This is a genomic window from Flavobacterium sp. ABG, assembly GCF_001027725.1.
Lineage (GTDB): Bacteria > Bacteroidota > Bacteroidia > Flavobacteriales > Flavobacteriaceae > Flavobacterium > Flavobacterium cupriresistens.
Genome location: NZ_LEKS01000005.1, coordinates 186,741 through 208,985 on the forward strand (window position 1 = coordinate 186,741; position 22,245 = coordinate 208,985).

Consider the following 22,245-nt stretch of genomic DNA (forward strand, 5'->3'; position numbering starts at 1 on the left):
AAGAAAAACAAATATGAGTACTAAAATTTTATTCAGTAGTCTGCTAGTATGCTTCTTCTGCCTCACAAAAGTACAAGCGCAAGAAGTTTTAACTATTGAAGATGCTATGAAAATAGCCTTGGAAAATAACTTTGAAATTAAGATTGCCAAAAACAACACGAAAATAAGTGAGACTAATGTTACGGTCGGAAACGCAGGAATGTTACCTACCGCAACGGCTTCGGTTACAGATAACAACAATATTCAGAATTCATCACAAACACGTCAGGATGGAACTTCTACATCATTGAAAAATGCCAAAAACAACAGTTTAAGCTACGGTGTAAGTCTGGGTTGGACGGTTTTTGACGGAATGAAAATGTTTGCGAAATTGGATCAGTTAAAAGAACTTCAAAAACTGGGCGATTCAGAGCTTAAAAGAACCATTTTGATCAAGATTGGACAAGTAAATTCGGCTTATTATGACTTGGTGCAGCAGCAACAACAATTAGCTGCATTGGATACGACGATTGTAATTTCGAACCAAAGATTGACTTTAGCTAAAAATCGTTTTAGTATTGGTAAAGCTTCAAAATTAGAGGTTTTAAATGCGCAGGTGGATCTAAATTCGGATCAGGTGGCGTTGTTAAGACAAAAAGAATCTTATGCTAATGCCAAAATTTTATTGAAGCAGTATTTAGCACGTGATTCAAGAATAGATTTTAAAGTAACTGATTTGGTGACTGTTGATAATAAATTGATTTTAAATGATTTAGTGGATTTAGCTCAAAAACAGAATCCGGCATTAGAAGCGCAGGTTATAAACAAACGTATAGCTGAATTGCAGTTGAAACAAGTCAAAGCTGATCGTTATCCAATTGTAAGACTGACTTCGGGTTATAATTTCAACGAAAGTGAATCGAGTTTAGGATTTACCAGCGCTACTTCTTCCCGAGGTTTAAATTATGGTTTTAATGCGACGCTGAATATTTTTGACGGCTTTAATCAGCATCGAAATGAAAAAGTGGCTAAACTGCAGATTGAGAATTCTCAAATTGCCATCGAGCAGCAAAATATGGTTTTGAATACACAGTTAAGTACTGCTTTTCAGACGTATTTGACCAATTTAGAATTGATTGGTCTTGAGGAAAATAACGAAGCAATCGCTAAACAAAACTTAGAGATTACGTTGGATAAATTCAAAATCGGAACGATCACAACTATCGATTTCAGAACAGCTCAGCTTAATTATGTAAACGCAAAGGTACGTTACAGCAATGCCCAATATCAGGCAAAATTATCTGAAATTGCACTAAAAGAATTGGCGGGAAATATGAATTTTTAATTTAAATTTGTTTCAAAACAAACTTAAATGATTTCATATAATACTAAAGAATGGTTTTCTTTTATCTTTCATTTTCATAAATCAGATACCGTTCGAAAATTATTTCCAATTATGCTGGCCATCGGAGTTTACGCCGGAGCGGTTGGATATGTTGAACTTGAATATTTTAAAGTCACCAAAAATGACTACATCCAGAACATTCCTATTATGCATGGAATGCTTGGTTTTGTAATATCCCTATTGCTTGTTTTCAGAACCAACACAGCTTATGATCGTTGGTGGGAAGGCAGAAAGCTTTGGGGCGCACTGGTAAACAACAGTCGTAATTTAGCGATAAAACTTTCCGCTATTTTAAAAGAAGAAAACGACAGGAAATTTTTCCGTAAGATTATACCAACATATGCTTCTGTTTTGCAGAAGCATTTGAATAATGAGGATACCGGTAAACAGCTTTTTGAAGATGTAGATTTAGAAATTGACCATCAAAAACACAAACCGAATCAGGTAAAAAGAATCATGTATCAGAAAATCAATGATTTGTATGATGCTAAAAAAATTACCGGAGATCAACTCATTATTTTAAATGAGGAGTTACAATCTTTTACCGATATTTGTGGTGCCTGCGAGCGCATCAAAAACACGCCTATCCCCTACTCTTACAGTGCTTTCATCAAGAAATTCATCTTTTTTTATACGATGACATTGCCTTTTGGATATGCAGTAAGTTTAGGATATTATGTAGCACCGGTGGTTGTTTTTATCTTTTACGTCTTAGCCAGTTTAGAGCTTATAGCCGAAGAAATTGAAGATCCTTTTGGTGATGATGAAAATGATTTGCCGATCAGAAAGATTTCGGAAAATATCAAAAAACACGTGGAAGAACTGATTTAAATCCCCTTACAAAGTAGTGTAGCAACTCATTACAAACAGATTACAAAATGCTTGTGTTAAATTTGTTGCATCATTATAACGTTGAAAGGTAAATTTATACGGCAAAAAACAAAAAAATTGTTTCCAACTCCGCTGATCAATCCTTATATTTACACCCTTATTCAAGAATAAAAAAGTTAACATGAAAATATCTTACAACTGGTTAAAACAATTCATTAAGACAGACTGGACCTCTGAACAAACATCAGAATTACTTACAGATTTAGGTCTGGAAGTCGAAGTTGTTGAAAAATATGAATCCATTAAAGGTGGTTTACAAGGAATTGTTGTAGGACACGTGCTTACCTGTGAAAAACATCCCGATGCTGACAGACTAAACGTTACGACTGTAAATATCGGATTGGAAGCTCCTATACAGATTGTTTGTGGAGCTGCTAATGTTGCTGCCGGACAAAAAGTAGCAGTTGCTACTATCGGAACAGTTTTGTATGATAAAGACGGTGGAGAATTCACCATTAAAAAAGGAAAAATTCGTGGACAAGAAAGCCACGGAATGATCTGTGCAGAAGATGAATTAGGTCTTGGTACCAGTCATGACGGAATTATGGTTTTAGACGAAAAATTAGTACCTGGAACTCCGGGCTCTAAAGTTTTTGATATCGTAAGCGACGAAGTTTTCGAAATTGGATTGACTCCTAACCGTGCCGATGCCATGAGCCATTATGGTACAGCGCGTGATCTTAGAGCCGGAATGCTGCAACGTGGCGTAAACATCGAATTAATTACACCTTCTGTAAGCAATTTCAGAGTGGATATGCGTACCCTTAAAATTGATGTGGTTGTTGAAGAGCCTCTTTTGGCTCCAAGATATTGTGGTGTTACGATTTCGGGGATCACTGTTGGAGAATCTCCAAGCTGGTTGCAAGATCGTCTAAAAGCGATCGGATTAGCTCCAAAAAATAATATTGTTGACGTTACCAATTATGTTTTACATGAATTGGGACAGCCTTTGCACGCTTTTGATGCTGCAAAAGTCAACGGAAAAATAAGTGTAAAAACATTGGCTGAGGGTACAAAATTTACAACCTTAGACGATGTGGAAAGAACATTGCATGCAGAAGATTTGATGATTTGTGATGAAAAAGGACCACTTTGCATTGCCGGTGTTTTTGGAGGAAAAAAATCAGGAGTTTCTGAAGGAACTACTTCTATTTTCCTTGAAAGTGCCTATTTTGATGCGGTTAGTGTTCGTAAGACAGCCAAAAGACATCAGTTAAACACAGATGCTTCTTTTAGATTTGAAAGAGGAATTGATCCGACTATTACAGAATATGCTTTAAAACGTGCTGCTCTTTTGATTCAGGAAGTTGCAGGTGGAAAAATCACCTCTGATGTAATTGAGGTGTATCCTAAAAAGGTAGAGGATTTTTCTGTTTTATTGAACTTTAGTCATGTTTATAAAATTATCGGTCAGGAAATTCCAAAAGATACGATCAAAAAAATACTGGTTTCTTTAGATATCAAAGTAAACAGTGTTTCTGATTCCGGTTTGGGATTAACGATTCCTGCTTACCGCGTGGACGTACAACGTGAAATTGATGTAATTGAAGAAATTTTAAGAGTATACGGTTACAACAATATCGAGTTTTCGAAGAAGTTTAATGCTACGGTTGCAAATTCACCAAGAACAGAAGATTACAAAGTGCAGAACCTAATCGGTTCTCAATTGAACTCGCAAGGTTTTCATGAAATGATGGCCAATTCTTTAACAACAGCTGCTTATACAAAACTATCGGCTATGTTAAAAGAAGAGCATAATGTGACCATGCTTAATCCGTTAAGTAGTGACTTGGCAACTATGCGTCAATCTTTGCTGTTTTCTGCTTTGGAAGCGATTTCATACAACATCAACAGAAAAAGTTCTGATTTGAAATTGTTTGAATTTGGAAAAACCTACCACAAATTCCTTAACGGTTATGAAGAGCACAAACATTTAACGCTATCCATTTCCGGAGACAGAAATAAAGAAAGCTGGACAAGCCCTCAGAAAGCTACAGATTTCTTTTTATTGAAAGGATATGTTAAAGCTATTTTAGCCCGTTTAGGAATCGATAAAATATCTAATAATCCTGTGCAGTCTGATATTTTCTCTGAAGGAACATCTATCTGTTACAACAATGATGTATTAGTTGAAATGGGTGTGATTAAAAAACCGATCCTAAAGCATTTCGGAATCAAACAAGATGTTTATTTTGCTGATTTCAACTGGGATTTGGTATTGAAAATTATTACCGGAAAAATCAAATACACCGAAATTCCAAAGTATCCTGAAGTTCGTAGAGATTTGGCTTTGTTAATCGATCAAAAAACAACATACGAGAGTGTTTATAATTTGGCGAAACAAACGGAAAAAACACTTTTGAAAGATGTGAATTTGTTTGATGTTTATGAAGGTAAAAATCTTCCGGAAGGTAAAAAATCTTACGCTTTAAGTTTTACGATTCAGGATCATACTAAGACACTTACAGATGTTCAGATTGATAAAATCATGTCGAAATTGCAACATGCATTTGAGACCGAACTTGGAGCAAGTTTAAGATAAAAAAGAACTTTCTTACTATAATTAAATCCGACAGTTTTCAAAGAGCTGTCGGATTTTTTTTTAAGACGCAAATCGCTCGTAAGCACTCTTTAGTTTTTCATCGTATTTGTTTGTTCTATACCCCTCACCGTTGTACTTAAGGGCAAATTCAGCCCATTTTTGGTTTCTTAAAACCGAAATCAGATTATTCTCTTTCAAAAAGAACCCGAAAGCTTTTAAATGTTCCCCTTCATTTAGATTCATTTTTTCTGTAAATTCGTTTATGTTCGCATATCCGATAGAAACAGCATTAAATCCCATAACCTGAAAGAGCCCCCAAGAGGCCGAGCACTTTGCAGCGTCACTAAAATCTGGATCCGAGTTTAAATTCATCGCTTTTTCTAAACGGGTATACTCCCCTTCTCCACCCACATAATACTTTTTGGTATAAGCAGGATAGAGAATATTGGCCGTATTTGAATTGACATAAGCTTGACAATTGATGCCTCTCTTTTTTAATTCCCTCCAGAAAACATGGCCTTCAAACAGAATTTTTGGCCTCCCGTCTACCAGAAAACCTTTGCCATTGCTTTCAACCTGATTTACCGCTTTAACAACTGCTAATTCAAGATTATGGTCGTTCGAGAAATCGATAAGATCTTGCTCCGAAAGTAATTTGTTGTTGGATAAAGATCCGGCATCACTTTGTTCTAAAAGCATTGACCAGGTTTTTAGTCCCACAATTCCATCAACTACCAGATTGTTGTTTAACTGAAAATCCTTTACCGCTTTATCCGTTTCAACGCCAAAATAGTCTGAAACGATGACGCTGTAATTGCGTTTTGCGAGTAATTCGTTTAAGTAATACACCTCACTTGATTTGACTCCAAATTTTATAGTTCTCATGGCTTTACTTGATTATCGTTATTTTGGAAGAGGTTGAGAAATCAAAAACTTCATTTTTGGATTTTACCAAATTGTCGTTTTTGTCAAAATAATTTGTTTTGTACGAAATAAGGGTCGAATTTACTCCTGTATTTTTGACAATGAAATTAAAGAGGATCGGAGTCGAAAATTCCGATTTTAAGCGTTCAATGCTGAATTTACTTCCAGATTCCAGAACCGTTAACTCTACTGTAATTTTACTTGTGGCTGCGGCTTGCTTTTTTATTTCGATCTGAATGTAACGATTGTAGTCTGTAGATTGCGAAACGATCTGGTTGAATTCGGAACTAATATTTTCAATGTTTTCAAAATCAAAAAATACATTTTCTAAATTCCCTGGTGCACTACTCGGATTGAGAACAGCACTGTCCAAAACCTTGCTGTCGTTACTGATTAACTGCGGATAACTATTGAAAAAGGTACTGTTAAAATACGTTGCGTTTTGATTGTAAACCAAAAGAATAGAATTGAGCCTGCAACTGGAAAAGGACTGATTTTTAATTTGAATCTTCTTCAGATCATTATCTATCGAAGCAGCGATAATTTCTCCAATCGTTTTTTCTATATTCAATTCAATGACACTCGTGTCTTTTATTTCTTTATGTTTAAAATTAATATTAGCAAACTGTGAAATGGTGTTGTTTAAAGCGTTGATCATTATACTTGCTTCGGCCAGATTTTCAGTAGAGAGATTGAACAGAAAATGTTTCCCGTCTACATTAATATCTGATTTTTGCAAAAAGTAATTTCCGCTCACCTCGTACTCGGCTTCGATATCATTTGGAAAGAGAAACTGAACTTTATTGAAATAATCGGTCGTGTCTCCATCAATAAAATTGTTGTTCAAAAGTGCTATTTTTAGCTTTGCCAAATCAAATTCGGAAAGATTTGGGCCAATAGCAAACTGGAAACTAATTTTTGAGATTTCTTCCGAAGAACCTACACCGTCTTCAAAGGCGTGAAAAATTGTCGAAATGCAAGGTTTTAAAGTATCTAAATCTTTAGAAAGACTGTACATTTTAGAAATCAGTAAAAAGGTATTGGGTTGCACCATCGATTTGTAAATCGAAAGTTTGCTGAAATTTATTCCTGCGACAAATATTTGTTTGAACTGAGAGAAATCTTCATTCAGATTAAAAGGATTGACAATAAACCCTCCATCGGCTGTTTTGTAAAGACTGGTTGCGGGTTCTTTTGAAACAGCATACCCTACGGTCTTATTTACCTTTAATAAAAAAGTGCTTTTAACCAATTCTGCCTGAATGGAAGTGTCGATATTATTCTCTCTTTGAATTTCGGTAATGGATTTGCTTGAAATCATGCTTTTTGCAGGTCCTGCTTTCACAAGCAAAGGACTGCTTATCAAATTTGCTTTTGTCGAAAGTGTTTTAGGAGCCACTAAATCACTTTTGATCGCCATTTTAGTGTTGATTAAGGAAATATCTCTGGCAAACAAAAGGTTTCTTCTGTACTTGGAGTATCCTTTAAAATCGAAGAACAAATCGATATTACATTTGGCGCTTTCAATTTGCGAGATCAGGTTGAAATAGGCAATTTTTACGGCTTCATCTTTTAGGTCAAATTGTATTTCTTTGGTTAAGGTATTAATTACGCCATTGATTCTGACCAGGTCTCCGTTTACTTTCAGATTTAGTATTGCTTCTCTTAAATTTAAAGCAATATTCCTCTGATTGCTGCTTACTTGTTTGTTTTTGATGTTGTATTTTAAAGTAACATAACCAAGTAATCCGCTTTTATTCCCGGATTTATCCAGTACGTTTTCGTAATAGAACACCGTGTTGTTGTTTGGTGTAAGTTCTATTTCGGGAAAAAATAAGGTTATATCAGGATTGTTATAATCTTTGAAAGTGGAATTTTCATTTATTATGGTATCGTTTTCAATCAATGGAAAATAAATATCCAAGGGTATTAGAATGATCTCCGGTCTTATGTTTATCGAATGAATTACAGGATGTTCGATAACTTTAAAATCAGCTACTTTGACACTGGGTGCAACCGTAAATGAAGCACTGGGTTTTGCCGGTTCGAGGTTGAATCTGTTGGTGGGAACCAGTTTTGTTCCTTCAAGTTTGAATGTATTTAAATCTGGCATGATGTTTCATTTTAATGATTAATTAGGTTTAGAAAACAAAAGGGACAAAATGTCCCCTTTGTTTGTTTAGAAAAAAACTATTCCATAAATGGCGCTCTGATTTTTTCTATGTCCGCATTTTGAGCAGCAGTTCCCGTTGGGATTTCGAATAAAACATCCCCTTCTAAATAATCAATTTTTTGATAATCCGTAGAGATACTTACCTTTTTGGCTTTTTTACCAATTTTACCGTTACAAGTATATTTTACTTTGTATTCAGTTGGTTTTATGGTATAATCTAATTCATACCAAGCTCTGTAAGGTATCGCGTCTTCAAAATTGTCGGCTGTAAATTTGAATTTTTTACTTGACATTTTGTCTACTTTTAAAGTAACCTCCAAAGTGTCGCATTCAAAAAGTTCTTCGGTAGACAATGTATAATTGATCATGTTCATCACCGGTAGTGGTACGAACACTTTGGTTCCTTCGAATTCAAATTCTCTGGTGGTGTCTTTTAATTTGATTCTCTTGTCTTTTTCATACATTACCTCTTGTCTTACTTTAATTTTGGTTGAACCATTGTTTTTCACAAAATCAAAGACAAAAGCATTTTTCTCCTTAGATTTATCATTCCATGTTGCCGGGAAAATCGCGTCAATTTCTTTACCGGATTTGCTCGTATTTTTCACATACGGAGTACCTTCAGGTGCAATCATTCTTCCGGAGCTTTTCCAGATTATTTTTCCTTTTGAATCCGGATAACCAACTTCGATAGAAACCTGACTCACTGGACTGTCGTTTACAATATCGCTGTCTTTGTCCAATTTAATCAAACCACCGTTTAAGGACGCAATTACCTGAACTTTAGAAAAATCTTCATCAAGCTGAATCTCAGTGATGTATTTTTTAAGTTCTGCTTTTGCTTCAGCTCCTGATTTTAAAGTCAAAGGAGTCAGATTTCCACTGATTTTTGAATCTAAAACTTCAATGGCAGAGAATTTAATTTCATCAGTAAATTTTACTTCTCTAATTTGAGTTCCGGATTTTAAGCTTACTCCTACGCTGCCCAGTCCAAATAGCACTCTAAAGAATCCTCCTGGTTTTTCCGGTGTAGATGCCGGCGTAAATTGTTTTTCAGGAGCATCAAAAATTTGTTTTTGAACCATTTGAAAAGCAAAATCTCTTTGTTTGGTTAAAAGTGCTTCTTCTACTTTTTTTCTTTCCTCGTTAGAGAATTGGTTGTCTGTGATGATTTCACTGATAATTCCGCCCTGAGTTAAGATTTTCTCATACTCATGTTCCCAGTTCACATCAACAAATGACCAGCTGGCATTTACTTTAGCAGAAAAATAAGTGTGTACTTTTTTGACATCTACAGTAGTTTTAATAGTTGTTGTTGGCATATATCCTTTGTACTTGATACTGTTCTCGACAACCAGGTTATTGGTTCCTGTTTCTAAAGCGCCTTTCACTAATGAAGCACTGTTACGTCCCATTAATACAGACAATGCATTGTCTCCAAGTCCAAAAGTACTTCCGTTTCCTTCTCCTTGAATATTAAATGTCCATGGATTAGCCCCTCCAAAAGGATTGTTTGGAGACTTCTCTCCTACTATATGCATGGCAATTTTATTCTCTGTTAACTGTATCGGTCTAACGTTTGTTTCGTCAAAATCTCTGTCAACTCCTTTCAGGAAAGAAAACAATCCAAAAAGTTTTGAAGTTCTTTGATTATTGTAGCTCGTGTGAAGCTTTGTTTTCAATTTATCGATTGCTTTCTTTAATAAAGCTTCCGGTAAATCTATAGTGCTTGTCAATGTAGTATAAGCTCCTGCTTCTTCTTCCAGTCCTTCTGCACCGATTACGGTTGAGGAATCTCCTTCTGATTTAAAAACCTGCATAGAGAATTTGAATCTTCCGTCAGGGTGTTTCGCCAGACGTGGTGCTTTTGGATAATAATAAAACTGCATTGGTAATCCCGCGTCTCTCAATAACATATTGTTGGGATCTGGTGAAAAAAGGACTGCAAAATCTGCTCCATCTTCTTTTTCTAAAAGGATTTCTACTGTTCCGGCTCCTGCATGTGGGTAACCTAGAGGTGTTGGTTGTGACATAATTAAATAATTTAAAGTTTTACATTTTTAATTGGCTCTTTTTTTTGAGTTTCGCCTGACTCATTTGTTCGAAAAAAGGAACGATGTAAAATTGTATCATTAGAAATTATCCTGTAACAGCGCTTTAGCCCAAATTTTTAAATAAATTTACCTGCGTAAAAAAGGGTAAATTCCCCCTTGTCGCATCTTGTCATTTGAAATAATTTTGTACGTAAGATTATCAAAAACCTTAATTAATAACTTTTTAACTAATTACACTTTAAAACTAAAAAACATGAAAAACCCTTCTTCAAAACCCAATCAGTTGATAACGAGAGAATTTGCCAAGGAGCTGAATTCGAATTACACGCATAAAAGAGCGAAAATAATACGTAAATCAACCAAAAAAGACGATGCAAATGCCATTTGGTATTCACTGGAAGCTTTAGAAAGCTATATACAGTATATTAAAACACAAGGAGTTGAAAACGGATATGACGTAGATGGAATCCGATTCTATTTTGGCGTATACCCGGAGGACGAAAAACATGGCGAGAAAGCAGGTCTGACGACACTTTTTCTGGCTCCTACTGGAAAAAAAGCAAGCTCAGTATCGAGCGCAAACAAAATGCAAGGTTTTGCTTCTACGGTTGAAGAAGAGGAATCCCATGACATAGAAAGCATTCAACCAATGAATTATGGCAACATAGGAAGACCACCTAGCCTAACCTACTAAAAAAAATTATGTTTGAATTTTTAAGATCTTATATCGTCTATTTAGCTTTGCTATCAGGAATCATCGGGTTAATCTCGTTGCATAAACTTCCTAGTAATAAAGCTAAATTTTTAGTACTTTTAATCTGGTTTTCAGTGCTAATTGAAATAGTCGGCTACTTTTTTACACAATGGACAGGTTTGTTAAATTATTATGTTTATAATTTTTACATGTTCGTTAGTTTCTCAGCCTATATACTATTACTCAGAAGCCTTTTATTGAAGCGGGATAACAGAATTTCTGCGGTACTATTTTTAGGGCTGTTCGTGGTTTCCTTTTTTTTGAATATTTTATATTTCAAAGAAGATATGAATCACTCGTTTACATACAGTTTTGCAATTGGAGTTATAGTAGTGATGATACTTGCCTGTCTCTATTTGGTAGAGATCTTTAATTCAGACAAAATATTAAACTTTAAAAAATCTGTTTTTTTTTGGTATATCTTAGGCATATTGGTCTTTCACGTTCCTTTTCTGCCTTTTATGCTAGCGATAAACTGGTTTTTAATCAAACAAGACGACTCTATTTTTAGTTTAGTTGTTTTTATTTTAAATTTTCTGGCACACAGTTGTTTTATAATCGGATTTATATGGAGCGAAAAGAAATACAATTATTAGTCATTTCATTAGGTATTGTTTTTTTTACTCTACTCATCACGTTGCTTGTGCTTTTTTTCTATTTTTTGAAGAAAAAGAACAATTATCTGGTTGAAAAAATGGAATCTGAAATGTACTTTCAATCAGAGTTAGTCAAAACCAGGATTGAGATTAAAGATCAGACGCTATCCGAAATTAGCAAAGAACTGCATGACAATATTGGCCAGATTGTTTCAGTGGGAATTATGCAGCTTAATATGTATATACAGACCGGAAAATCAATTAAAAGCAAAGAACTGACTGATCTTAAGCATGTTTTAGCCAAATCACTCGACGAGATTCGGATTTTATCCCGCATTATAAACAAGGATAACTTATTGCAATCCAATTTTATAGAAGCGATAAAACAGGATTTGGAACGCATAAAAAAACTGAAACACATTCACTATAATTATAAATTTACAGGAGAAATACCTGAGATTAACGAAGAGCATGATTTGTTTATTTACCGCATTTTTCAGGAAGCTTTGCACAATAGTTTAAAACATTCCCTCAGCGATTTGTACGAGGTGGATATTACGACAACAGCAGACCTTTTTCAGTTAAAAATGAAGGATTTCGGAATTGGTTATGACACCAAAAAAGTCACTTCCGGAATTGGTTTAAACAATATGAAATTGAGAGCTAAACTAATTGGTGCTAAACTAATTATGGAATCCAATACATCCGGAACAAGTATAACTTTAGAATATCCCTTAACCACACCCGATGAAAACAAAAGTTAAAAATAAAATTATTGTTGTCGATGATCACCAGTTGTTCTCACAATCCTTGCAGCTTTTGATCAATAGTTTTAAAGAATTTGACGTGGTCAATCGCTTTGAAAACGGCAAAGTTTTTATAACCTATCTTCAGGAAAACACAGACTTAGAGGTAGATTTGATTCTTTTAGATGTCAATATGCCTGTGTTAGACGGCCTTGAAACAATGAAATGGGTCAAAGAAAACAGGCCTTCTTTAAAAATTATAGCGCTATCGGTAAACGATGATGAAGAAATTATCATCAAAATGATCACTAATGGTGCCAGAGGTTATTTACTAAAAGACACTTCGCCAGAAATATTTAAAGAAGCCATGTCGTGCGTGATCGATAAAGGCTTCTATTTTACCGAATTGGTCTCAGGAATGCTCGTGAAAAAAGCCAATGACGATTCTAAAAAAGTCAGTTTAAAAGAAAAAGAAATTGTTTTTATAAGACATGCCTGCAGTGAAAAAACCTATAAGGAAATTGCTTCAGAAATGTGTCTGAGTCCCAAAACAATTGATGGTTACAGAGAGTCCCTGTTTGACAAGCTCGAAATCAAAACCCGAATTGGTTTAGTTTTATATGCGATTAAGCATAAAATTGTTTTGGTTTAAAAGACTACTTAAATTCGATTAATGTATCATTTGCCAAATCATACTCATATAATTTCCTGGTTTCGTTATCTAAATACAACCATTGAATTATACTGGTATGGTTTTCGAATTCGTTTGAAATTCCAACAATGACATAAGAGCGACCGCCTTTATCTCCATTTTCTATCGAATAAACCAAATTGGTATCCGGATTTTGGAGGTTTGCTTTTACGAGCTCTTTTTTAGAATTTGCGAGGTAATACTCGACCAAAACATTGAGGTATTCCGCAAAAGACTTTGTATACTGCTCCTGGCCTGTCGAATAATATTTTATTGGCTTTTTGTATTTTCTTTTAAATAGACTTACGCTACCGTCTTTTACTTTTTTAGCTTTTATCAGCCAAGGTGTGAAATCGAGTTTCTCTCCGTCGCCTGCACTGTAGGTTGTATCTATTTTCCAGGTTATTTCTAAAATGTCGCCTCTCAGAAAGGCAGCAGTTCCTTCAAAATTAGTGTTCAATGCTACAGTTTCCTTGCCTTTTTTTATGGTAAACAGGTTATAATCTCCGTTGTCATCGTATTCTACATATTCCACTTCATCTGAGTATTCTTTTCCTTTATTCAATCGCTCTCCTGGGCGTATAGCGCTAAAAAAGGCCTCTTCTTGGGAAGCCTTTGGAATTTGCTTTTCTTTATTCGCTGCTGTTTTTACCGATATCTCAGAGGATGTTGTTTTTTGGTTATTACAGGAAAATAAGAACAGTGCTGCTAGTAGAGAAATATATTTCATTTTCAGATTTGGGTTAAAGTCGGTGGATTAGTAGGTTATTGCCGCAAAAATTGGGTTTTCGGCAATTTTATCTCTACCGTTTAAAAATGAAAGCTCCATTAGAAAATTAAACTGTACAATTTCTCCACCCAATTCCTTTACCAATTCTCCAAGTGCTTTAGCCGTTCCTCCCGTTGCTAAAACATCATCGTGTATCAAGACGCGGTCTCCTTTTTTGATGGCATCTGTGTGAATTTCTAAGGTATCTGTGCCGTATTCTAAGTCATAAGAAGCGGAAATAGTTGTGTAAGGCAGTTTTTTAGGTTTACGAACCGGTACAAAACCCGCATTCAATTCCTGAGCCAACAACATACCGAAGAAAAATCCGCGACTTTCAGCACCTATAACTTTGTCGATAACCTGTCCGTTTAGCGATGCTAGCAGAATAGATAGGCATTCTTTCCGGGCAACAGGATCATTTAATAACGGGGTAATATCTTTAAATAAAATTCCTTCTTTGGGAAAATCTTGAATATCACGTATATAACTTTCGAACTTCATTTTTTTTTGTTTTTATATTATTTTTTCCTTGTTTATCTCACATTTATAGCTATCTTTGCAGCCGCAATAAGTGCTCAACAAAGCTACAGAATTTTAGCTGAATTGAGAAATAAAAAGGCCTCGTGGCGCAACTGAATAGCGCACTTGATTACGGCTCAAGAGGTTACTGGTTTGAATCCAGTCGAGGTCACAGCTGAAAAGCCCATTTTTAACGAAATGGGCTTTTTTTTGTGTTTTTCCAATCGAATTTAACGGGTTTTTACTTCCAAAAAAGATATGAATTAAACCTAACAGGTTTTAAAAACCTGTTAGGTTTGGGTCTACAATCAAATGTTTTTGATATAAATAAAACAAAAATAGTCAACCTATATCATGACAAGACAAATAATAAAAAAGCACTGAAAACCAATCATTTTCAGTGCTTTTTCGATTCTGTGTAATTTACTTCTGTTATTTCAGTTGAGTAGTATTTACTCTTGTTGGCGTATCTTTTCCACTAATAATCGAAGAAGAACTTAAGGCAATTGATTTTATTATTTGGGTCATGTTATCAATATCTAACGTTTCAAATTCATCATCGGCTGTGTGGTACGTTAGTTCATTATCCATTTTTGAAGTAGAAATGGTATGAGCAGGAACTCCAAGCTTGGCTAACGTAGCGTTGTCTGAGCGGTAAAATAATTGTTGTTCCGGATAAGGATCTGAATAAAATGTAAAACTTGATCCTTTTAAATTAGTTTGCAAAATCTCTCCCATATTCGACTTTTCGTAGCCTGTAATGTAAGCTGAGTTTTTACCCCATTTAGATTCTGTTCCGATCATTTCAATATTAAACATTGCAATCACTTTTTCCGGCGCAAGCTGTTTTGAAAAATATTTGGCTCCATAACCACCTATTTCTTCAGCTGTAAATGTGGTAAAAATGATAGTACGCTCGTTGTTATTTTGTTTTTTAAAATATTTCGCAAGCATAATTACTGCAGTTGTTCCAGCCGCATCATCATTAGCACCATTATAAATAGAATCGGTTGCAGGATGTGGAGCACCTTCTTGGGGAGAGCCTATTCCTAAATGATCATAATGCCCTGAAAAAATCACATACTCATTTGGTTTAGTTTTTCCGGGTAATATTCCAACAACATTATTCAATGTTTTTTTTGAGATTACATTCGTTAATTCAACAGAGAAAGTGGTCGCTTCTGTGGTGCCAAAAACAAACATAATTGTATTGTTTCCGGGATTAGAATTTACTCGATCAATATGTTGAATATTTGGTAAAATACTATCAAATGAAGGGTCAACTAGTACCAAAAGATTTTTCGAACTTTTATAATATTCATTAAATTTATCTCCAATGTTATCTCCTTTATTGATTTTTACAATAGAAATATCGCTTTTTTCAGTTAAAGAAATTTGAGGAAGGTAGGAGAATGTTGCAACTTGATTATTATTTATTTCTTTGCCGTCAATAGTGATTTTTGAAGAAACTGCTTTAGAGACCGTTATTGAAAATTCTTGTCTATAATTTGTTGCTGTATTGAAAGTTTTCAAACCAATTTCTTTAAACTCTGATTCTATAAAAGCAGATGCTTTGTCAATACCGGGAGTAAAAGTTCTCCTACCCTGCATATCATCAGCCGAAAGTATTTTCTCTATACGAGTTACTTCCTTTTTCGTGATAATTTTATCAATCGATTGTCCATGTACATTAAAACATTGACTTAGAACAAACATACTTACAATAATTTTTTTCATATTTTACTTTTATAAATAACATTTTAATTAAACCAAAATTACGTTAATTATTTGCGAAACTTAGCGCTCGTAGAAGTTTTTAAATGAAAAAACTGACGACATTGCTAAATTATAACGTGAACAATTTAAAAAGATTAAACTGAGAAGTTTAGTGCTTGTTGTATGCTTTTATTTAACGACACATAATTTTATAAGCAAAAAGAAGAAGCCGTCTCAATACTAACTTGAAACGGCTTCTTCTTTTATGGCTTTTTTTGCTTTTATAACGGATAACCTAAAGAAAATCTATGTTGAAGTTCATAGTATAGTATTTTAAAATTCGAATACCGGATATTTTATTCCGTTACAGCAACAACCTTATCCGTTTTCTTTATTTTCTCAACACCTCTTTCTCTCATTTGTTCCACTGCATCGAACATTTTGATTAAATGAATATAGGGCGTGGTCAGGTCAGAATCCGAATCTCCGGGATGGGGAGACAATGAAAGCTCCAGGATTTGACATAGAAATAATTCAAATTTTTCCAGTGTTTTTTCATCAAATGCTTTTTGAAATACAATAAAGGGATTATCGTATTCTTCCTTCGTGAGAGAAGAAAGATGAGAAACCGTTTCACAGCGCAAAGATTCTTTCACTTTTCGTTTTTTGCTTTTCTCATGCAGACAATAGCAGACTTTGAGAAAGGAGCTGAAAACGGTATACAAAACAAAAACATCAGAAGGATTGTCCTCTCTGTAGATTTTTGTTTTATAGCTGTAAATTACCGCTTCATTTAAACTTTGTTTATAATAATCCAGGTCTGCAAAATCAAAAAAAGCGTTAACTGCCTTAAGGGGATTTCCTGTCGCATATCCTGCCCAAAAGCTAGTTTCGAAGGATGATTTCTTCTTTTTCATAGTCAATAGATTTAAAAATTAAGAAGTGAAGTTCTATTCTTTCAAAAGGATAATCTAATCGAAAATTGGATATAATATCTGACAAAAAGGATGTTTTACAGGATATTTTTTTATCTTTGAAATTCAGGATTTTTAATGCAAATGGCTTTATCTTTGAGCTTTTAGAAAAATTAATATTCGTTATGGAACAGAAAATACATCAGGGAAGAAACATAAAACGTTTCAGAGAAATGCTTAACATAAAGCAAGAAGCATTGGCTTATGATCTGGGCGAAGACTGGAACCAAAAGAAAATTTCTATGCTGGAGCAGAAAGATGTAATTGAAGATAATTTGTTGAAACAAATTTCGGCCGTATTAAAAATTCCTGTTGAAGCTTTTCAGAATTTTGATGAAGAGCAAGCTGTAAATGTTATTGCAAATACTTATTCATTCCAAGATTTTAAAGATAACGCTGTCGCTTCTGGATTTAGCTACCAACCCTCTTTCAATCCTGTCGACAAAATTGTTCAATTATATGATGAAAAAATTGCGCTCTACGAGCGTATGTTGAGAGAGAAAGATGAAATGATGGTGAGGCTTGAGAAATTAATCGTGAAATAATAATTTTAAAGAAATATAAATTTTAGAAAGAGATTTTTTTTTGAGTCTCTTTTTTTTGTAAGACTGCTTTTGGAATAATTGTATAATATAGCTCATTTCCAAAATCATTTAAAAATAAATTTCCGCAAAAACTTATAGCATTTTGCATTCAAAATCAGGTATTTTTACGTATTAAGTTGTCCTTTTTATGAACGATGTTTGTCAAAAAAGTTCTATTAGTCTATAAATCAATGAAAAATACTTATTATTTTTTTCTCTTCATATTTGTTATTAATTCTTATTCTCAAGTTAATGTTAAAGGATATTATAGAAGTAATGGGACTTATGTTCAACCCCATCAAAGAACAGCCTCTAATTCTACTATTACTGACAACTACAGTTATCCTGGAAATTATAACCCTAATATTTCATATGATAATTCATCATCTCGTAGTAATTATAATTACACAAGCTCAACTAATACAAATACAGAATGGGTAGATGGATATTACCGAAATGATGGAACTCATGTAAATGGTTATTTTAAAACAAAAGAAAAAGAAAGTAATATAGCAAGTAACTCTTCAGTCAAAAAATATATCAATACAGCACAGGTCAATGTAAGAACAAGTCCAGAAATTACAGAAAACATAATTAGGATATTAAACTACGGAGATGAAATTACATCATTCTACAATTTTGGCAATTGGGAAAAAGTCAGTGTAAAAATATACAACACTTATACAAATAGTTATGACACTTACGAAGGTTATATAAGCAGTAGATTTTTAAGTTCCTATTCTTTACAGAATAAAGTTTATTCCCCGGAAAATAATCAAAATTATTACACTAAACCAAATTTAGAACACAATGTTAAATACAAGGTGATATCACAGAAAGCTCATTTTCATTCAGCACCAGATATTTATAACCAAAATAAAGCTTACTTAGTTTATGGTGAAATCATCACGGCTATTGCCTATTCTCAATATTTTGTATATATCGAATTTACGAATGCAAATCGAATCAAAACAATAGGATGGATTTTAAAAAGTGATATAGCAAGATATTAATCCATTTTATGCAAGATAAGTGTTGTAACTTTAAAAGAAAATTTCAACGGCTATCAGGGTCATTTCTATAAAATTGAAAGCAATTAATCAAACTAAAAAAACTAACTTAAAACTAAAAAAATGTTCGACGAAGCAAAAAAATCCGTGGAATCAATTCTATCTCAAAGGCTAACAAGCCCATTTTATGGAACTTTAATTGTGTCATGGCTCATATGGAATTGGAAAATTATCTATTTAACAATCTTTATTAGTGAAAAAAATATTAGGAGTACAAAGATAGATTACATAACCGCAAACTATAATGACACATGGCATATTGTATGGTATCCTTTGATTTCTACAGCGGTACTATTATTATTTTTACCATTAATAACTAATGGAGCGTTTTGGCTTGACTTACTTTATTACAGATGGAGAGTCAATAAAAAAAATTTTGTGGAAAGTAAACAACTTTTAACTATAGAAGACTCTATGAATTTAAGAGAGATTCATCTTTCCAATGAAAAACGCTTCGAAACATTGTTAGAAGATAAGAATAAAGAAATTGAACAGCTAAAACTTATTATTGAAGATTATTCAAACGAATTTCCAATTATTGATACTGATGATAGTAAGTTAAAAGCTGGTGAGGATGATATATTAAAACTAGTTAACAAAATTAAAGAAAATAAAGGCCTATCGGATTCAATTGAAATAGTTAGAAAATATGCCAATAATGGAACGGTGGGACTTCAAAACATTCTCGACGCAGCAATTCTTAACTTTTTTATTTCCAATGATATTATAGAAAAATCGGGAAACATATATTTATGGACTCATTTTGGTAAGCGAGTTAATAAATTTTTGACCAATGAAAAATATAATTTATTAAATTCATAAGTATAAAAGATCTTTTGAGCCAAATTTCAAGTACTTATAAACAGAATTTAAAATGGCTTTCGCAGAAAAAAAAGATCACAAAAAATAAGCACTTTGTACCGCAGTTTTTTCAGAGATTTTTCTCTTATGAGAATAATGAAAAGACTATTGGTATGTGTTCAATACCCCGCTCTACAAAGTGTTCTTCCTTACGCTGCTGCAAATGTCTCTAACTTTAAAACTAATTTTATTAGAATATTTCTCCTCAATGTAAAAAATCCACGACTATAATAAGAACTAACAGTAAAAAGTCAGGAGGCTTTTTATAAACTTTAATGACTCATAAAGATATTTTTTATCTCGAAATTTTGGTGTAAATTTACACCAATCTAAAAACTTGTATTGTTATGACACGACAAAGTATATCATTAACAGCCCCTAATGACGAGTGGTTGAAAAATCAGGTTAATACGGAAGAATTTAGCAGTAAAAGTGAAGCTATTAACTATTTGATTAAGCAAGCGCGTTCACAAGAAGAATACTATGAGTTTGTGAGAGCTAAAATAGAGAAGGGAGAAAAAAGTGGTTTTGCTAAAAAACAAACTAGAGAAGAAATGTTAGCTGAATTTAAAAAAGATTTACCTAGATAATGTATAGCTATTATTTAAGTAGCGAAGCCAAAGAAGATTTAAGAAGAATTTATTATTATGGTGTTAGCAAGTTTGGTATTAATCAAGCTGACAGCTATTATAATATGTTTTATGATTGTTTTGAAAAAATAGAGGAAAATCCTTTTTTATTTCCATCTGCTGACCATATTAAAAAAGGATATCGTTATTGCGTTTGTGGTGTTGATGCTATTTATTATCAAATTAATGGAGATAAACGGGTAGAAATTATTACCATTATCGGAAGGCAAGACTTTTAAAGCAATTCAATTTCTCGAGAATACCTTTTTTTCCATTGAAATTTCACCCCGCTCTATGCTAGATGCTAGATTGAAAACGTCTGCGTATCGTTTACGGAGCAATGTCACACAACGTCCTGGCGCTACAAGAGGTTTGGAATTAAACATGTGCGTTTTTTGCATTATGCATAAATTTCCCAAGTACGAAACCATCTTTAAATTCAGCCAAATGCTTAAATCTCTTGTAACGGCTTTTACTAGCAGTTTTTTTACTTAATTTTAGTAAATATTATGGTGTTTTCTACTTTTAGATAGTCAATAAATCCAATTTTAATAGTGTCAAGTTTATTTCTTACTTTTGAATCTTCGTAATCAATACCTAAATTACTATCAAAAATTCCTCCATTTTCTGAATTAAAATTGATGTAATCATCGTAATTAACGTCACAATCGTATTCAAATTTTTCACCTGTTTTTACATTTTTTAATTTACAAATAAATACAAAAACATTTTTATTTATTGTTCTGTCTTTTGTCGAATTAAATTTAGTGGTTGTAAATGCTTCACCAATAATATAATCTTTTTTGTTAATTGTGACATTTCTTTTATCAGGCATGTAAATGTCGAAAAGTAAATTATCTTTTTTTGCATCTTCTATGCTATGAGGTATAGATATGTTATCTGATCCAATACAAGATAAAAATAATATACTTGTAATAAAATATAGTACTGTTTTTGTTTTCATTTTTTGATTTTAAATTATGTCAGATTCTTGAGTCTGCTGCCTAATTGCTGGTAACGTTCTGGTGCTACAAAAGGTTTGGGATTAAAGTTGCAAGTTTTTCCATTATGCACAAATTTTCAAGTACAAAACCATCTTTAAATTCAGCCAAATGCCCAAATCTCTTGTAGAAACGACAGTTGGTTGTAGTTCTTGTTATTTTTCCGAGTAAGTAATTACCCAGTTCATATTATCAAGTTCTTTTTTTGAATACTTCATTAATTTTAGTTTTCCTGTATTCAACATAGAATCAATATTTTTAAAAACATATTGTTGTTCTTCAGTATTATAGAATGCAATATAAATTAACTTGTCAGAATAACTATTTATATCTATTTTAAAACTATCTGAACATCCTCTAACTATTGGAGAATCTTGATTATGAGAGTTGATTTTCCCACCAGCTGCTATTTCATAATATTTGTTATCTGCATTTTTAGCTAAAGTCGAGTAACAAATTTGTCTATTTGTTTCATTTTTAATTACCATATTCGCTCTATGATAATGGCATCCAATTATCAGCATTGGCAATAAAAAAATAAAATATTTAAAATATATTTTCATATTTAATATTATGGTTTTGAGTCTGATGGGTTTGATTACCGCTAACTATTATATATGCGAAACAAACCTTCGTATATACATCCTTTTTGAGGTAGATTTGCGGAGGTTTGTTTCGCTTTTTACTATTTCAAATATATTCTTTTTCTCTTACAAATTATCAAAAGAGCTTTTTATTTGTTGGATATCTATCTCATTTCAACAACATTCTTTCCGTTATTGTTTTATTGGAGGAAGCATCAATTCCGGTAACCTCGGCATACTTTACATTGGGTAGCCAAAAAGAACCGCCTTCAATGCGTACAAATATTTTTTCTACCTGTATCTTTTTCTGATTTACACTTACAAAAACATGGTATTTTTGATCTGACTCTATCTTTTTTAAGATTAAAGGCAACTTTTTATACGATACAAATTGAAGTTCAAACTCCTCATTATTTACCGTTTTGCTTTCTATTCCGTATGCAAATTTGCGTTGTATGTAACTAAAATCTTTTTTATCTCCTTTCTCAGCATATCGAATCCAATACGCTTTTATGGGATCGCTTTTGTTTATTTTTCCATTTTCCTGGTAGTTTATGGCATAAATCGCAGTGTTTGTATTGGGGTCCCGCTGAATGTAAAATAGCATATTATCTATATTCTTAGGCGTTGGAAAATGTAATGGCGATGGATTTTTGGATTGTGCCATCAGATCATTAGAAAATATATTTACTAAGATCGATATAACGATTAGTAATTTTCTAAAATATTTAAATGATAATTTGTTCATAGCGAAATGTTTATATTATCCGTTGGCTACAATTA

21 protein-coding genes and 1 tRNA gene are annotated in these 22,245 nt (G+C 33.2%); 12 read left to right on the forward strand and 10 right to left on the reverse strand.

The annotated features are described in order from the left end of the window. Positions 1 to 13 precede the first annotated feature (13 nt). The 3 genes from AB674_RS07370 to pheT all read left to right on the forward strand — a co-directional run bounded on the left by AB674_RS07370 (position 14) and on the right by pheT (position 4,817). Positions 14 to 1,324 (forward strand): TolC family protein, encoded by a 1,311-nt coding sequence (locus AB674_RS07370; protein WP_047775269.1) that lies wholly within the window; start codon positions 14 to 16, stop codon positions 1,322 to 1,324. Between the two features lie 27 nt (positions 1,325 to 1,351). Continuing rightward, complete coding sequence (locus tag AB674_RS07375; protein WP_047775270.1) at positions 1,352 to 2,215, forward strand: bestrophin family protein; 864 nt, start codon at positions 1,352 to 1,354, stop codon at positions 2,213 to 2,215. A 181-nt stretch (positions 2,216 to 2,396) separates the two neighbouring features. Continuing rightward, the gene (gene pheT / locus AB674_RS07380) at positions 2,397 to 4,817 is read left to right on the forward strand and encodes a phenylalanine--tRNA ligase subunit beta (protein WP_047775272.1); all 2,421 of its coding nucleotides are present in this window, start codon (positions 2,397 to 2,399) and stop codon (positions 4,815 to 4,817) included. A gap of 60 nt (positions 4,818 to 4,877) precedes the next feature. On the opposite strand, the gene AB674_RS07385 is transcribed toward pheT, so the two are convergent. The 3 genes from AB674_RS07385 to AB674_RS07395 all read right to left on the reverse strand — a co-directional run bounded on the left by AB674_RS07385 (position 4,878) and on the right by AB674_RS07395 (position 9,947). Further along, positions 4,878 to 5,702: an N-acetylmuramidase domain-containing protein gene (locus tag AB674_RS07385; protein WP_047775274.1), complete on the reverse strand. Its 825-nt coding sequence runs from the start codon at positions 5,700 to 5,702 to the stop codon at positions 4,878 to 4,880. Between the two features lie 4 nt (positions 5,703 to 5,706). Continuing rightward, positions 5,707 to 7,854 (reverse strand): hypothetical protein, encoded by a 2,148-nt coding sequence (locus AB674_RS07390; protein WP_047775276.1) that lies wholly within the window; start codon positions 7,852 to 7,854, stop codon positions 5,707 to 5,709. Positions 7,855 to 7,931: 77 nt separating this feature from the next. Then, positions 7,932 to 9,947, reverse strand: coding sequence for a hypothetical protein (locus AB674_RS07395; RefSeq protein ID WP_047775277.1), 2,016 nt, complete (start codon positions 9,945 to 9,947; stop codon positions 7,932 to 7,934). 274 nt (positions 9,948 to 10,221) lie between these two features. Between AB674_RS07395 and AB674_RS07400 the strand changes: the two genes are divergently transcribed. The 3 genes from AB674_RS07400 to AB674_RS07415 all read left to right on the forward strand — a co-directional run bounded on the left by AB674_RS07400 (position 10,222) and on the right by AB674_RS07415 (position 12,716). Continuing rightward, positions 10,222 to 10,662, forward strand: coding sequence for a hypothetical protein (locus tag AB674_RS07400; protein ID WP_047775279.1), 441 nt, complete (start codon positions 10,222 to 10,224; stop codon positions 10,660 to 10,662). Between the two features lie 766 nt (positions 10,663 to 11,428). Next, the gene (locus AB674_RS07410) at positions 11,429 to 12,082 is read left to right on the forward strand and encodes a sensor histidine kinase (protein WP_240478069.1); all 654 of its coding nucleotides are present in this window, start codon (positions 11,429 to 11,431) and stop codon (positions 12,080 to 12,082) included. Then, positions 12,066 to 12,716, forward strand: coding sequence for a response regulator transcription factor (locus tag AB674_RS07415; RefSeq protein WP_047775285.1), 651 nt, complete (start codon positions 12,066 to 12,068; stop codon positions 12,714 to 12,716). Before AB674_RS07410 ends, AB674_RS07415 begins: the two co-directional genes overlap by 17 nt. 4 nt (positions 12,717 to 12,720) lie before the next feature. Here the strand turns inward: AB674_RS07415 and AB674_RS07420 are convergent, their stop codons facing one another. Both AB674_RS07420 and AB674_RS07425 read right to left on the reverse strand, forming a co-directional pair. Next, a complete protein-coding gene (locus AB674_RS07420; protein ID WP_047775287.1) occupies positions 12,721 to 13,485 on the reverse strand; it encodes a hypothetical protein in 765 nt (254 codons plus the stop codon). A 27-nt stretch (positions 13,486 to 13,512) separates the two neighbouring features. After that, the gene (locus AB674_RS07425; RefSeq protein ID WP_047775290.1) at positions 13,513 to 14,025 is read right to left on the reverse strand and encodes an adenine phosphoribosyltransferase; all 513 of its coding nucleotides are present in this window, start codon (positions 14,023 to 14,025) and stop codon (positions 13,513 to 13,515) included. Between the two features lie 116 nt (positions 14,026 to 14,141). Here AB674_RS07425 and AB674_RS07430 point away from each other — a divergent pair. Continuing rightward, positions 14,142 to 14,215: transfer RNA gene (locus AB674_RS07430), tRNA-Arg, on the forward strand. Between the two features lie 260 nt (positions 14,216 to 14,475). On the opposite strand, the gene AB674_RS07435 is transcribed toward AB674_RS07430, so the two are convergent. Together AB674_RS07435 and AB674_RS07440 are read right to left on the reverse strand one after the other, a co-directional pair. Continuing rightward, on the reverse strand, positions 14,476 to 15,780 hold the full coding sequence (locus tag AB674_RS07435) for a M20/M25/M40 family metallo-hydrolase (RefSeq protein WP_047775292.1): 1,305 nt from the start codon (positions 15,778 to 15,780) through the stop codon (positions 14,476 to 14,478). Positions 15,781 to 16,115: 335 nt separating this feature from the next. After that, positions 16,116 to 16,676, reverse strand: a complete 561-nt coding sequence (locus tag AB674_RS07440; protein WP_047775294.1) for a hypothetical protein — start codon at positions 16,674 to 16,676, stop codon at positions 16,116 to 16,118. 182 nt (positions 16,677 to 16,858) lie between these two features. On the opposite strand from AB674_RS07440, the gene AB674_RS07445 reads away from it, so the two are divergent. The 5 genes from AB674_RS07445 to AB674_RS07465 all read left to right on the forward strand — a co-directional run bounded on the left by AB674_RS07445 (position 16,859) and on the right by AB674_RS07465 (position 20,116). Further along, on the forward strand, positions 16,859 to 17,278 hold the full coding sequence (locus AB674_RS07445) for a helix-turn-helix domain-containing protein (protein ID WP_047775385.1): 420 nt from the start codon (positions 16,859 to 16,861) through the stop codon (positions 17,276 to 17,278). Positions 17,279 to 17,508: 230 nt separating this feature from the next. Next, positions 17,509 to 18,330: an SH3 domain-containing protein gene (locus AB674_RS07450; RefSeq protein WP_047775296.1), complete on the forward strand. Its 822-nt coding sequence runs from the start codon at positions 17,509 to 17,511 to the stop codon at positions 18,328 to 18,330. Between the two features lie 120 nt (positions 18,331 to 18,450). Next, on the forward strand, positions 18,451 to 19,209 hold the full coding sequence (locus AB674_RS07455; RefSeq protein WP_047775298.1) for a hypothetical protein: 759 nt from the start codon (positions 18,451 to 18,453) through the stop codon (positions 19,207 to 19,209). Positions 19,210 to 19,595: 386 nt separating this feature from the next. Continuing rightward, positions 19,596 to 19,838: a type II toxin-antitoxin system ParD family antitoxin gene (locus AB674_RS07460; RefSeq protein WP_047775300.1), complete on the forward strand. Its 243-nt coding sequence runs from the start codon at positions 19,596 to 19,598 to the stop codon at positions 19,836 to 19,838. After that, a complete protein-coding gene (locus AB674_RS07465; RefSeq protein ID WP_047775302.1) occupies positions 19,838 to 20,116 on the forward strand; it encodes a type II toxin-antitoxin system RelE/ParE family toxin in 279 nt (92 codons plus the stop codon). The genes AB674_RS07460 and AB674_RS07465 overlap by 1 nt, the downstream gene beginning before the upstream one ends. 248 nt (positions 20,117 to 20,364) lie before the next feature. Here the strand turns inward: AB674_RS07465 and AB674_RS07470 are convergent, their stop codons facing one another. From AB674_RS07470 to AB674_RS07480, 3 genes are all read right to left on the reverse strand, one after another. Next, positions 20,365 to 20,841 carry a hypothetical protein gene (locus AB674_RS07470; RefSeq protein ID WP_047775305.1) on the reverse strand — a complete coding sequence of 159 codons (477 nt, stop codon included), beginning with the start codon at positions 20,839 to 20,841 and terminating at the stop codon, positions 20,365 to 20,367. A gap of 192 nt (positions 20,842 to 21,033) precedes the next feature. Next, positions 21,034 to 21,441, reverse strand: coding sequence for a hypothetical protein (locus tag AB674_RS07475; protein ID WP_131701523.1), 408 nt, complete (start codon positions 21,439 to 21,441; stop codon positions 21,034 to 21,036). Positions 21,442 to 21,631: 190 nt separating this feature from the next. Further along, complete coding sequence (locus AB674_RS07480; protein WP_047775309.1) at positions 21,632 to 22,210, reverse strand: DUF4833 domain-containing protein; 579 nt, start codon at positions 22,208 to 22,210, stop codon at positions 21,632 to 21,634. Positions 22,211 to 22,245: the final 35 nt, after the last annotated feature.